General features: G+C 74.3%; 9 protein-coding genes. 3 read left to right on the forward strand and 6 right to left on the reverse strand.

Going from position 1 to position 13,286, the window contains the following annotated elements:
* Nucleotides 1-354: 354 nt before the first annotated feature.
* Nucleotides 355-1,557, forward strand: a complete 1,203-nt coding sequence (locus tag H291_RS31610; protein WP_020017738.1) for an LCP family protein — start codon at nt 355-357, stop codon at nt 1,555-1,557.
* Between the two features lie 73 nt (nt 1,558-1,630).
* On the opposite strand, the gene purE is transcribed toward H291_RS31610, so the two are convergent.
* The 4 genes from purE to H291_RS0124850 are packed head-to-tail and all read right to left on the reverse strand — an operon-like array spanning nt 1,631 to nt 5,472.
* On the reverse strand, nt 1,631-2,140 hold the full coding sequence (gene purE / locus H291_RS0124835) for a 5-(carboxyamino)imidazole ribonucleotide mutase (RefSeq protein ID WP_020017739.1): 510 nt from the start codon (nt 2,138-2,140) through the stop codon (nt 1,631-1,633).
* Complete coding sequence (locus H291_RS0124840) at nt 2,137-3,417, reverse strand: 5-(carboxyamino)imidazole ribonucleotide synthase (RefSeq protein ID WP_084468424.1); 1,281 nt, start codon at nt 3,415-3,417, stop codon at nt 2,137-2,139. The genes purE and H291_RS0124840 overlap by 4 nt, the downstream gene beginning before the upstream one ends.
* 11 nt (nt 3,418-3,428) lie before the next feature.
* A complete protein-coding gene (locus H291_RS0124845; protein WP_020017741.1) occupies nt 3,429-4,784 on the reverse strand; it encodes a sensor histidine kinase in 1,356 nt (451 codons plus the stop codon).
* Between the two features lie 4 nt (nt 4,785-4,788).
* Nucleotides 4,789-5,472 carry a response regulator transcription factor gene (locus H291_RS0124850; RefSeq protein WP_026366105.1) on the reverse strand — a complete coding sequence of 228 codons (684 nt, stop codon included), beginning with the start codon at nt 5,470-5,472 and terminating at the stop codon, nt 4,789-4,791.
* 153 nt (nt 5,473-5,625) lie between these two features.
* Here H291_RS0124850 and H291_RS0124855 point away from each other — a divergent pair, with 153 nt between their 5' ends.
* Together H291_RS0124855 and H291_RS0124860 are read left to right on the forward strand one after the other, a co-directional pair.
* Nucleotides 5,626-7,083, forward strand: coding sequence for a sensor histidine kinase (locus H291_RS0124855; protein ID WP_020017743.1), 1,458 nt, complete (start codon nt 5,626-5,628; stop codon nt 7,081-7,083).
* Nucleotides 7,076-7,771, forward strand: a complete 696-nt coding sequence (locus tag H291_RS0124860) for a response regulator (RefSeq protein WP_020017744.1) — start codon at nt 7,076-7,078, stop codon at nt 7,769-7,771. Before H291_RS0124855 ends, H291_RS0124860 begins: the two co-directional genes overlap by 8 nt.
* 45 nt (nt 7,772-7,816) lie before the next feature.
* Here H291_RS0124860 and H291_RS0124865 read toward each other — a convergent pair whose 3' ends face one another.
* Together H291_RS0124865 and H291_RS0124870 are read right to left on the reverse strand one after the other, a co-directional pair.
* Nucleotides 7,817-10,429, reverse strand: coding sequence for an ABC transporter permease (locus H291_RS0124865; RefSeq protein ID WP_020017745.1), 2,613 nt, complete (start codon nt 10,427-10,429; stop codon nt 7,817-7,819).
* A 102-nt stretch (nt 10,430-10,531) separates the two neighbouring features.
* Nucleotides 10,532-13,153: an ABC transporter permease gene (locus H291_RS0124870; protein ID WP_020017746.1), complete on the reverse strand. Its 2,622-nt coding sequence runs from the start codon at nt 13,151-13,153 to the stop codon at nt 10,532-10,534.
* Between the last annotated feature and the right edge of the window lie 133 nt (nt 13,154-13,286).

Below are 13,286 nucleotides of genomic sequence, written 5' to 3' on the forward strand. Positions count from 1 at the left end.
GCCTCATCGGCCGACGACGACGTCACGCGCGTCCGGATCCCGCCCAGCTTCACGCCGCAGGGCGTGAGCGGGCGCCCCGGCGCGGACGACGCCATCCCGGTCGGCGACACGGGCGAGCGCCCGCGCATCGTGCCGGGCGCGTCGAGCAGGCAGCAGCAGGGCGGACCCGCGAATGCGGAGACGCCCGGCGTCGGGGTTCCCGGCGTCGGTGGCGCCCACCGCATCGGACGGCCGGAAGGCTCCGACGAAGCGCGCTCAGAACCACGTATCCGTCGACAGTCTTCACGGGAGGTACCGGTGTCCGGCGATCGCAGGGGAACGAATCCCCCGCCTGTTCCACCACGTAGGTCGGGCATGCCCGCGCGCAGCGAGGCCGCCGGACAGGTGCCGCGCTCGATCCCGCCGCGCCAGGCGCCCCAGGGCGGCGGCCAGCCGCCGCAGGCCATCCCCCCGGGCCGCCCGGTCCGGGCGAGCGCCCAGCCCGTGCGCCCGACACCGATGCGCAGCGCCCCGCGCCCCGCGGCCGGCGGCAACGGCCGGGGCGGGAACTACCCCGCCGGCGCCCTCGCCTCGGGCGGGCGCGGTGGCAGGGGGGGCAGCAACATCCGCATCCGCAAGGGCCGCGTGGCCGGCGTCATCGCGGTGCTCGTGCTGCTGGCGATCCTCGCGTGGCCGATCGGCCTGCTGATCTGGGCCAACGGCAAGATCCAGCACGTCGAGGCGCTGTCCGGCGCGAAGAACACGCCCGGCACCACCTACCTGCTGGCAGGCTCCGACGCGCGCGGCAGCGGCGGCATCAACGACTCCACGAGCGGCGCCCGCACGGACACGATCATGCTGCTGCACCAGCCGCGGTCGGGCCCCGTTGCGCTGATCTCGATCCCGCGCGACACCTTCGCGGAGATGGGTGACGGCTCGGGTGGCAACAAGATCAACGCCGCGTACTCCTACGGCGGCGCGCCGCTCCTGGTCAAGACCGTGGAGCAGCTCAGCGGCCTGACCGTGGACCACTACGTGGAGGTCGGCTTCGGCGGCGTCGAGGGCGTGGTGGACGCCGTCGGCGGCGTGCGGCTGTGCCTCGACTACGACGTGCACGACGTGAAGTCCAAGCTCAAGTGGCAGAAGGGCTGCCACGTCGCGGACGGCAAGACCGCGCTGGCGTTCTCCCGCATGCGCTACTCCGACCCGACGGGCGACATCGGCCGCGCGCAGCGGCAGCAGCAGGTCATCGGTGCGATCGGCAAGAAGGTCGCCGACCCCGCCGTCCTGCTCAACCCGGCCAACCAGGTCGGGCTGGCCGACGCCGGCCTCTCGGCCCTGGTGACCGACACCGACACGGGCATCATCGACATCGCGCGGCTCGGGCTGGCCTTCCGGTCCGCCAACGGCGACGACGGCGTGACCGGAACCCCGCCGATCGCGTCGATCAACTACCGGACGCCGTCGGGCGCCTCGGCGGTGCTGCTGGACGAGAACCTGACCGGTGAGTTCTGGGCCAAGATCCGCGACGGCGAGTACCCGGCCGGCGAGAAGATCGGCGGCATGCCGGGCTCCTGACCCGGCCCTCCCCGCGACGTGTCGGACGCCCAGTTCCCTTGAGGGAACTGGGCGTCCGACACGTCTGGGTAGGTCAGAGCTGGGCGCGGAGCTTCTCGCCCTTGGCGTGCGCCACCGCGCTCAGCTCGGCCTGGAACGCCACCATGCGCTCCCGCAGCGCGGCCGCCTCGTCGCCCGCTCCGGAGCCGAGGATGCGCGCCGCCAGCAGACCCGCGTTGCGCGCCCCGCCGATCGACACCGTCGCGACCGGCACGCCGGCCGGCATCTGCACGATCGAGAGCAGCGAGTCCATGCCGTCGAGGTACTTGAGCGGCACCGGCACCCCGATCACGGGCAGCGGCGTCACGGACGCCAGCATGCCGGGCAGGTGCGCCGCGCCGCCCGCGCCCGCGATGATCACGCGCAGTCCGCGGTCGGCGGCCTGGCGGCCGTAGTCGATCATCTCGGTGGGCATGCGGTGCGCGGAGACGACGTCGACCTCGGCCCGCACGCCGAGCTCGTCCAGCGCCTCGGCCGCCGCCTGCATGACGGGCCAGTCGGAGTCCGACCCCATGACGATGCCGACCTGCGGGTTGGTGCTCATGCGTTCGCCTCTTCCTCGGTGGTGGTCGTGGTCTGCTCGACCCGCGCGACAGGCTCGACCAGCGAGACGGTCTCGCCGCGCAGCAGGGCCGCGGCCGCGACCGCCCGGCGCCGAACCTCGGCCAGGTCGTCGCCGCTCACGTTCACGTGGCCCAGCTTGCGGCCCGGCCGGATGCCCTTGCCGTACAGGTTGACGCGCGCCTCGGGGAACGCGGCGAGCACGTCCGGCAGCGCGTCGGTGAGCTCGTCGAGCGTGGAGCCCAGCACGTTCGCCATGACGGTCCAGGTGGCCGTCGGCTCGGCGGCGCCGAGCGGCAGGTCCAGGACGGCGCGCAGGTGCTGCTCGAACTGGCTGGTCACGGCACCGTCGATGGTCCAGTGCCCGCTGTTGTGCGGGCGCATCGCGAGCTCGTTGATCAGCACCGTCGGCGTCCCGTCAGGCCCGGGGACCTCAAACATCTCGACGGCCAGCACACCGGTCACGTCCAGGCCCTCAGCCACCGTGGTCGCGATCTCGCGCGCCCGGGCGTCCAGCTCGGCGGACAGACCCGGCGCGGGGGCGATCACCTCGGAGCAGACTCCGTCGCGCTGGATCGACTCCACGACGGGCCAGGGGCGCACCTCGCCCGACGGCCGGCGGGCCACCAGGGCCGCGAGCTCGCGGGTGAACGGCACCTTCTCCTCGACCAGGAGCTGCGGGCCGCCGTCGGCCACCGCGGCGAACCAGTCGGTGACGTCGTCCGGCGAGGTGACCACCCGTACGCCCTTGCCGTCGTAGCCCCCGCGGGAGGTCTTCACCACGGCGCTGCCGCCCACCTCGTCGAGGAAGGCGGCCAGGGCGGCCCGCCCCTCCTCGGGGGACGACGCCGGCAGCGGGGCCCACCGGGGGCACGGCACGCCGAGCTCGGTCAGTCGCTGCCGCATCACGATCTTGTCCTGCGCCTGCACCAGGGCGTGCGGGCCGGGGCGCACGGGCGTCCCGTGCTCGATCAGGTCCGTGAGCAGCGCGTTCGGCACGTGCTCGTGCTCGAACGTGAGCACGGCGGCGGCACGGTCGCCGTCCGGCGCGATCAGGGCGCGGATCGCGGCCTCGTCGGACGCGACGCCCACCGGGGCGTCGGTGACGACCTGCGCCGCGGACGACGCGGGGTCCTCGACCAGGACACGCAGCCGGATGCCCAGCTCTCCGGCGGCGGGGGCCATCATGCGGGCCAGCTGCCCGCCGCCCACGACGGCGACGACGGGCGGGCCGGACTGACTGGAATCTGTTGCGCTCACGTCGGTGAAGCCTACCGGCGGCCGCGCACCTTCTTCTGACCGAGGGTGGAGATCTTCGACCCCACCGGGAGCACCTGGTGCGGGTCGAGGGTCTTCGGCACGCCCGACAGGAACACCGAGAACACCGGCGGCGTGCGCTGGGTGAGCTGCAGGTTCCCGCCGTCGGCGGCGACGAGGTCGCGCGCCAGGGCGAGGCCCAGGCCGGTCCCCGCGCCGGACGTGACGCCCCGCTCGAAGATCTTGCCCTGCATGTCCTCGGGCACGCCGTCGCCCTCGTCCGTGACCTCGACGGCCATGGCGCCTCGCTGTCCCTCGCGGATCCGGAGGGTCGTGGTGCCACCGCCGTGCTTGAGCGAGTTCTCCAGCAGGGTGGACAGCACCTGGGCCAGGGCACCGGGGGTGGCCAGGACCCGGGCGCCGCCCGAGTCCTCGACGTTCAGGTGCCGGCCCGCGCGCTCGAAGGACTCGCGCCACTCCTCCTCCTGCTGGAGGAAGACGACGGCGACGTCCACGGACTCCGTGGTGCCACCCTGCGCGCGCCGCGAGCGGGCGAGCAGGTCGTCGACCACCCCGACCAGGCGTTCCACCTGTTCGAGGGAGATCCGGGCCTCCTCCTGCACGTCGGGCTCGCTGGAGGTGAGCGTGATCTCCTCCAGGCGCATCGTCAGTGCCGTCAGCGGCGTGCGGAGCTGGTGCGAGGCGTCGGAGGTGAACTGCCGTTCCACCGCCAGCCGCGCCGCCAGGCGGTCCGAGCTGCGGGCCAGCTCGGCCGCCACCAGGTCGATCTCCTCGACGCCGGAGGGGTCCAGCCGTGGACGGACCTGTCCCGCGCCGAGCTGTTCGGCGGAGGCCGCGAGGTACACGAACGGCTGCGCCAGGCGGTTCGCCTGCCACGCGGCCGTGACCGCGCCGGCGGCGAACGCCCCCACGCTGCCGAACACGACGAGCACCACGACGTTGATCGCCTTGATGTACGCCGGCCAGGCCGAGACGGAGACCACCACGCCCATGACGGGCTGCTCCTCGGACGTGAGCCCTCGGTCGATGGTGGCGCCGGCCACGGGCTCGCCCGAGACGAGCTGCTCGCCGTTGGGCTGGTTCACCGTCACGTAGGCGACGATGTCGTTGCCCTGCGGCTGTACGGCGCGGTCGACGACCGACTGGTCGACGAACCCGGCCTCGGCGGCCGAGCGGTTGCGCTCGTAGGAGTTGACGGAGGAAGCCAGGAGGTCCTGCGCCCGGGTCTCGACCCGCTGAACTTCCTGGCCGTAGATGTAGCGGGCACCGAAGATCGCGAGCGGGATGCCCAGGAGCAGGACCGCGACCGCAACCGCGGCGATCGTCGCCTGCAGTACGCGGGCGCGCATCTGGCTAGCTCGCCCCGATCTCGAAACGGAAGCCGAGGCCACGCACGGTGGAGACGTAGCGCGGAGCGTTGGCGTCGTCCCCGAGCTTGCGGCGCAGCCAGGACACGTGCATGTCCAGCGTCTTGGTGGAGCCGACCGGGTCGGAGCCCCACACGTCGCGCATCAGGGTGTCGCGGACCACGACGGAGCCGGCGTTCTGCACGAGCACGCGCAGCAGGTCGAACTCCTTGGTGGTCAGGTGCAGCTCGCGGTCGCCCTGGAAGGCGCGGTGCGCGGAGACGTCGACGCGGACGTCCTGCGCGTGCAGCTCCTCCTCCTCGCCGGTCTCGCCGTGCGAGCGGCGCAGCAGCGCCCGGACGCGGGCGAGCAGCTCGGCCAGGCGGAAGGGCTTGGTGACGTAGTCGTCGGCACCGGCGTCGAGGCCCACGACGAGGTCGACCTCGTCGGCGCGGGCGGTCAGCACCAGCACGGGCACGGTGAGGCCATTGGCCCTGATCTCGCGCGCGACATCGAGCCCGTCCATGTCGGGAAGGCCTAGGTCCAGAACTACGATGTCCGCACCGGTCGAGCTCTCGATCGCACCTTTGCCGGTTCCTTGCACGACGACGTCGTATCCCTCACGGGAGAGCGCTCGTGCCAACGGCTCGGCAATGGCCGGGTCGTCCTCGGCTAGGAGTACGTGAGTCATTTCGCCATCGTAGGGCATAACCGACGCTCTGGCGCTACCCGGTCAGGCCTCTTGACAGGGCTCGTACCGAATCCTTTCGGCTGACACCGCCATGGCGCAAGTGCTACCACGGTATGACGCGCCGACGCAACGGTTACACCTACTCTGACCTGCATGGGTTGGTACGAACGGTGGGCGGGTTGGTCCGAGCGGTACCGGTTCGTGATGGACCTCGTCGTCACGGTGCTGGTCGTGCTCGTCGTGGCGGTCACCGCGAGCGACAGCGCCCCCTACTACCTCTCCTCCACCAAGGCCGTCCTGATCTCGGTCGCGGTGGTCGCGCCGCTCGCCTGGTGCCGCACCCGGCCGGTCGCCTCGTGCGTCGCCGTCTTCGTGGTGTGCATGGTGCAGCTCATCGTCTTCCACGTCCCCGTGCTGATGCCCGCCGACCTGGCCGTGCTGGTGTCGATGTACTGCGTCACCGTCTACGGGCCCCGCTGGGCGTACCTGATGGCGTGCGGGATGGCCGTGGTCGGCCCGCTGACCGTGGGCGCGACCATGTGGTTCCAGATGCAAGGGTCGGACTACGGGCCGGACCTCGGCCCGACCGCGGGCACGGTCGTGCTGATCGTGACGTTCCTGGCCTGCTCCTTCGCGTTCGGCCTGGTCCGCAGGTCCAGACGCGCGATGCTCGTGGCCATGCGCGACCGCGCGGAGCGGCTGGAGATCGAGCGCGACCAGCAGGCCCAGATCTCCACGGCCGCCGAGCGGTCGCGCATCGCGCGCGAGATGCACGACATCGTGGCCCACTCCCTGTCCGTGGTCATCGCGCAGGCCGACGGCGGCCGGTACGCCGCGGCCGCCGACCCCGCCGCCGCCGAGCGCGCTCTGGGCACCATCGCCGAGACCGGCCGCGCCGCGCTGGCCGACATGCGCCGCCTGCTGGGTGTGCTGCGGGAGGGCCCGGACCGGGGCGCGACGCCGCTGGGTCTGGTGGCCCCGGCCGCCGCGGCCCGCGCCCGGCCGCGCCCGAGCACCGGGAGTACCCCGGCGGTCCAAGGCGCCGCTGGTTCCGGCGCCCACCCGGCGACGTCGTCCCCGGCGGACGGCGCGGCGCCCCTGCGCCCCCAGCCGGACGTCACGAACCTGGGCGACCTCGTGGACCAGGCCCGTGACGACGGCCTGCGGGTCTCCTGGGCGCGGGTGGGCGTCGAGCGACGGCTGCCGCCCGGCGTCGGGCTCACGCTGTTCCGCGTGTGCCAGGAGGCGCTCACCAACGTGCGCAAGCACGCCGGCCCCCGCCCCGCCGTCACCATGCTGCTGCGGTGGGGCGAGGACGAGGTGGAGCTGCGCGTGGACGACGACGGCCGCGGCCTGGCGGCCGCCGGCTCCGCCGACCCGGCGGAGCAGCCCTCGGCCGGGTACGGCCTGCTGGGCATGCGGGAGCGCGCCGAGATGTTCGGCGGGACGCTGACGGCGGGACCGCGCCGCGGCGGCGGGTTCTCCGTGCGGTTCGTCGTGCCGATCCCCCGCGCCGAACGCCCCGCGACCGCCGAGACCATCGAGCCCGCCGAGCCCGCGGGCCCGGCCACCACCGAACCGAGCACGACGACCGAGGAGAACGATGACTGACGCCCTGGACGCGCCCGTACGGGTGGCCCTGGTCGACGACCAGCCACTGGTCCGCGCGGGCCTGCGGATGGTGATCGACTCCCAGCCCGACCTGCGGGTGGTGGTCGAGGCCGACGACGGCCGGGACGCGCTGCGCCTGCTCGCGGGCACGGCCTCCGACGTGGTGCTGATGGACGTGCGCATGCCGGGCATGGACGGCCTGACCGCGACGAGGGCCCTGCTGGGCGACGGCGGCGTCGCGGCGGGCGACCCCCGCGTCGTCGTGCTCACGACGTTCGACCTGGACGAGTACGTGCTCGACGCGATCCGGGCCGGGGCCAGCGGGTTCCTGCTCAAGGACGCCCAGCCGGAGGAGCTGCTCACCGCGATCCGCACGGTGCACCAGGGCGACGCGGTGATCGCGCCGTCGTCCACGCGGCGGCTCATGGAGCGCCTGGTCACGGCGCTGCCGCCGGAGGAGGCCGCGGGCCCGCAGGAGGCGCTGGCCGGACTGACGGGCCGCGAGCGGGAGGTGCTGGTGCTGATGGCGCGCGGGCGGTCCAACACGGAGATCGCCGCGGACCTGTTCGTCGCGGAGGCGACGGTCAAGACGCACGTGGGCCGGATCCTGGCCAAGCTCGACGCGCGCGACCGCGTGCAGGCCGTGGTGACCGCCTACGAGACGGGCCTGGTGCGGCCCGGCTCGTAGCCGCGGTCCGTGCCGGCCCGGCTCGTGGGGTCGGCCGGCCCCGGCTCAGTCCGCGGCGAGCGCCGCGACCGGCCGGGTCCGGACGGCGGCCCGGGCCGGTACGACGGAGGCGACGAGGCCGGCGACGAGTGCGACGCCGAGCACGGCCAGGACCTCGGACCACGGGACCACGAGCGGCACCTCGCCCAGGGTGGACAGGGCGGTGGTGGCGCCGGCCCAGCCGTACAGGAGGCCGAGCAGCACGCCGAGCACGGCACCGACGCCGGCGATGACCAGGCCCTCGACGGCGAGCGTGGCGCGCAGCTGTCCGCGCGAGAGCCCGATGGCGCGCAGCATGGCGTTCTCGCGGGTGCGGTCGATGACGGACAGCGACAGGGTGTTGGCCACGCCGATGAGGGCGATGAGCACGGCCACGGCGAGCAGCCCGACGACGATCCCGAGGATGACGTCGATGATCTGCTGGTAGGCGGAGCGCTCGACGACGATCCCGGTGATCCCGACGGTCTCGCCGGTGGCGGACACCGCCTCTTGCACGGCCGACACGACGTCGGCGGCGTCGTGGCCGTCGTCGACCTGGGCCCAGAGCTCGCCGGCCGCGAGGCCGGGGGCGAGGGTGTCGAGGTCCTGGGGCGTGAGGTAGGCCCGGTCGGACCGGGTCGCGCTGTGCACGACACGGAGGGTCAGGTCGCCGCCGGGGCCGGTGAGCTCGACGGTGTCGAGGCCCGCCAGCCGGTACAGCTTCGCGGCGCCCTCGGGGACGACGAGGGTGCCGGGCCGCAGGAGGTCGGCGGTGGCGGGGGTGTTGGCCACGGCCCGCAGGTCCGCGGGGTCGATGACGGCGACCTGCACGGGGCGGCCGCCGTCGGCCCGCTCCGCCGACAGGTTGGTCACCGGGACCACGGCGCGCAGCCCGCCGACGTCGGCCAGGGCATCGGTGACGGCGGCGGGCACCGCGGCGGGTGCGCCGGTCCTGTCGGGCGTGGTGCTGGTGACCTGGAGGTCGACGGGGAAGCGGGCGTCCAGCTCGTCGTCCAGGGCGGCGCGGGCGCTGGCGGCGCCCGTCGTCATCATGGAGACCAGGGTGACGCCGATGAGCAGGGCGGTGGACGTCGCCGCCGTCCGGCGGGGGTTGCGCAGGGCGTTGGCCGACGCGAGGCGCGCGGCCGGTCCCCCGGCGCCGACGAGCCGGCCGAAGGCGGCCGCGACGCGGGGCAGCCAGAAGACGGAGCCGACGATGACGCCGACCAGCGACACGGAGCCGCCGAGGACCGCCGCGAACAGCCCGACGTCGATGTTGCCGGACATGCCGAGCGCCACGCCCGCGCCCAGGACGGCGAGGCCGCCCACGGTGGCCAGCGCCGCGAAGACGCCCCGGCCGCGACCGGTGCCCTGCCTGCCGGGGGCGTCGGCGGGGCGCAGGGCGGCGAGCGGGGCCACGCGTGCCGCGGCCCGCGCCGGGGCGAGCGCCGCGGCCAGGGACACGACCAGGCCGACGCCGAGCGGCCCGAGGAGCACGGACGCGCTCAGGGGGACGGTCCGCGGCAGCGCGACGCCCAGGTCGAACGCGGGCGCGACCAGGAGCCCGCCCTGCACCAGCAGGGTGCCGAGGACGATGCCCGCCGCGGAGGCGACCACGCCCAGCAGGGCGGCCTCCAGCAGCACGCAGCGGTAGATCTGCCCGGTGCCCGCGCCGACGCACCGCAGCAGGGCCAGGGTGCGGGCGCGCTGCGCCACCAGCACCTGGAAGGTGTTGGCGATGACCAGGCCCGCGACCACCAGGGAGACCGCGGCCAGGGCCAGGACGAACACGAGGTAGACGATGTTCTGGCCGTCCGAGATGGCCGAGACGACGTCCTCCGCGTACTCGACGGGGGTGGTGACGCCGGTAGCGGCCGGGACGGCCGCGGCGAGGTCGTCCCGGGTCGCCGCCACGGCGGCCGCGGAGCCGGGCCGGTCCAGGGCGACGACGATCGTGCGCATGCCGGCCGCCCCGGCCGGGCCGGCGCCGTCCGCGAGCCTGTCCCGCAGCTCCTGCGGGCTGACGACGGCGACGCCGCCGCCCGCCGCGTAGGCGCCCACCGGGTCGGTGACCAGGCCGGACACCGTGAGCCGCGTGACGGCCTCCTGACCGCCGTGGCAGTCGGACCCGTGCTTGCCCACGGCGGGGTGCTCGCCCAGCAGGCAGCGCGTGGAGGCGACGGTGTCGCCCACGCCGACGCCGAGGAGCTCGGCGACGTCGGCGGGCAGCGCGATGCGCCTGGGCTTGCTCGGCCAGGCGCCGTCGGCCAGGACCAGCGGCGTGAGCCGCTGGTCCGACGGGGTGGCGACGAGCGACTGGTAGACCGTCCGGCCGCCGTGGTCGAGCTGGGCGTAGGTGCCCTGGAACCCGTCGGCCGCCGCCACCCCGTCGACGTCCCGCACCGCGTCGACGTCGTCGGGGGTCATGGTGCCGCCGCGGTCGAAGACCACGAGGTCCGCGCCCGCGTACTGCGCGGCCACCTGGTCGTACGTGGTGCGGGTGATGATGGTCCCCGCCTGCAGCGTCGCGGCCACGAACGCCGTGCTGATGACGATGGCGAGGCCCGCGGCGGCGAGCCGGCCGAGGCCGCGGCGCATCTGGGCCACGGTGAGGCGCAGGGTGGGGCTGACGGTCAGCACGCGGCAGCCGAACGGTCCGCCGGGACGTACAGAGGTGTGTCCACGAGATCTCTCCCTCGAGTCGCTGCGGCTGCTGCGTGCTGACCGGTCGCCCCGGGACTGCTACTCCGCGGCGAGCGCCGCCACGGGGTGGGTGCGGACGGCCGCCCGGGCGGGCACCACCGAGGCGACCAGCCCCGCGACCAGGGCCACCCCGAGCACCGTGGCGATCTCGGCCCACGGGACCGCGAGCGGCACGGTGCCCACGCTGGACAGGGCCGAGGCGGCGCCCGCCCAGCCGTACACGAGACCCAGCAGGATCCCGAGCAGGGCCCCGACCCCGGCGATGAGCATGCCCTCGATGGCGAGCGTGCCCCGCAGCTGCGCCGTCGAGAGGCCGATCGCCCGGAGCATCGCGTTCTCGCGGGTGCGTTCGACGACGGACAACGAGAGGGTGTTGGCCACACCGATGAGCGCGATGATCACCGCCACCGCGAGCAGGCCGACCACGATCCCCAGGATCACGTCGATCACCTCCTGGTAGGCCTCCCGCTCGACGGCAGCACCCGTCACGTCCACGGCCTCTCCCGTCACGGAGACGGCGTCCTGCACCGCCGCGACGGCGTCCGCCGGGTCGTCGCCCTCCGCGACGCTCCCCCACAGGGTGTTCGCGCTCACGGCCTGCGTGAAACCGGCCAGGTCGTTCGGGGTCAGGTAGGCGGAGGAGGTACGCAGGTCCGTACCGACGACGTCCAGGGTCACCTCACCGGCCGGCCCGGTGAGCGTGATGGTGTCGCGCCCCTCCAGGCCGTAGTCCTCGGCGACCCGGTCGGGCAGGAGCAGCGTGCCGCGCTCCAGCGCCGCGACGTCGTCCGGCGTGCTCAGCACCTCGCGCAGGTCCTCGGGTGCAGCCGCCGTGACCGGGACGAACGACTCGGCGTCACCACCGACCTCCGCGGTGAGCGTGGTCACCTCGGCCACGGCACGCAGGTCGCCGACGTCACGGACGGCGTCGGTCACGGAGCCCGGCAGGGCGACCAGGTTCCCCGCGTCGTCGTACGACGTCGCAGAGACCTCGAGGTCCACGGGGTACTGCGCGTCGAGCTCCTCGTCCATGGCGAGCCGGGCGCTCGCGGCGCCCGTCGTCATCATGGAGACGAGCGTGACGCCGATGAGCAGCGCGGTCGCCGTCGCCGCCGTGCGACGCGGGTTGCGCTGCGTGTTGGCCGCCGCGAGCCGGGCGGCCGGGCCGGCCGGGCCGAGCAGGCGGCCGATACCGGCGGCGACCTTGGGCAGCCAGAAGACCGCACCGACGACGACGCCCACGAGCGACACGCAGCCACCGAGCACGGCGGCCATCACCCCGATGTCCGCCTTGTCGGTCATCCCCAGGTAGACCCCGCCGGCCATGACGGCGAGCCCGCCGAAGGTGGCGAGACCGGCCAGGACGGCCCGGGCCCGGCCCGCACCCGAGCCGCGCAGCGTCGGCGCGTCGGCCGGCCGCAGGGCGGCGAGGGGGGCCACGCGGGAGGCCGCACGGGCCGGGGCGAGCGCGGCCGCGAGGGTCACGAGGACGCCGACGGCGAGCGGGAGGAGCACGACGGGAGCGCTCACGGTGATGGCCGCGGGCAGCTGGACACCGAGGTCGAAGGCCGGCACCAGCAGCAGGCCACCCTGCACCAGCAGGGACCCGAGGAGCACGCCCGCCGCCGAGGCGATCACGCCGAGGATGGCGGCCTCGAGCAGGACGCTGCGATAGACCTGGCCGGTGTCCGCGCCGATGGCGCGGAGCAGCGCGAGGGTGCGCGAGCGCTGCGCGACGAGCACCTGGAAGGTGTTGGCGATGACGAGGCCCGCGACCACCAGCGACACGGCGGCGAAGCCCAGGACGAACACCAGGAAGATGATGTTCTGGCCACCTGTCAGCCCGGCCACGACCTCCTCGGCGTACTCCTGGGTGGTCATGACCTCGGTGGCCGCCGGTACCGCGCCGGTGAGCGCGTCCCGGACCGCTTCGACCGCGGCCGGGTCACCCGGCTGGTCGAGCGCCACGACGATCTCCTGGAGAGTCTCCGCCTGGCCGGGTTCCCGGTCGTCGGCGAGCCACTGGTTCATGGCCTCCGGGGTGATCACGCCCATGCCTCCGGCGAGCGCGAAGGCCTGGCTCGGATCGTCGACGAGTCCGGAGACCGTCAGCTTCTCGTTGACCTCCTGGCCGTCGTAGTAGCTGGTGCCGTCGTCCGCGACGGTGGGCTCGGCGTCCATCACCCAGCGGCTGGAGGAGACGGTGTCCCCCACCCCGAGGCCGAGCCGCTCGGCGACGTCCGCCGGGAGGGCGATGCTGCCGGTCCCTTCCGGCCACGCCCCGTCGGTCAGGACCAGCGGGGTGAGCCGCGGGTCGGAGGCCTGCGGGACGATCGACTGGTAGATCGTCTTCCCGCCGTGGTTGAGCTCCACATAGGTGCTCAGGGACCCGTCGGCAGCCGCGACACCGTCGGTGGCCCGCACGGCCTCGACGTCGTCCGGCGTCAGTGCGGTGGATTCGTCGGACACCACGAGGTCGGCGTCGGCGTACCGGGCCGCGACCTGGTCGTACGTGGTGCTGGTGATGATGTTGCCCACCAGGAGCGTGGCCGCGACGAACGCGGTGCCGATGGCGATCGCGACACCGGCGGCGGCGAGCCGCCCGACGCTGCGGCGCATCTGCCCCAGGGTGAGGCGTGCGGTGGGGAAGAAGTTCGACATCACGCATCCGTCCCGGACACCGTGCTGCCGGCTCCGGCGGTGACGGCGGGCTCGAGGGTGCGCAGCGCGTCCAGCCCCGCCATCGCGGACTCCGGCGTCGGGTCACTGATGTCCCCCGCGATCCGGCCGTCCG

Source organism: Promicromonospora sukumoe 327MFSha3.1 (assembly GCF_000385135.1).
Taxonomy (GTDB): domain Bacteria; phylum Actinomycetota; class Actinomycetes; order Actinomycetales; family Cellulomonadaceae; genus Promicromonospora; species Promicromonospora sukumoe_B.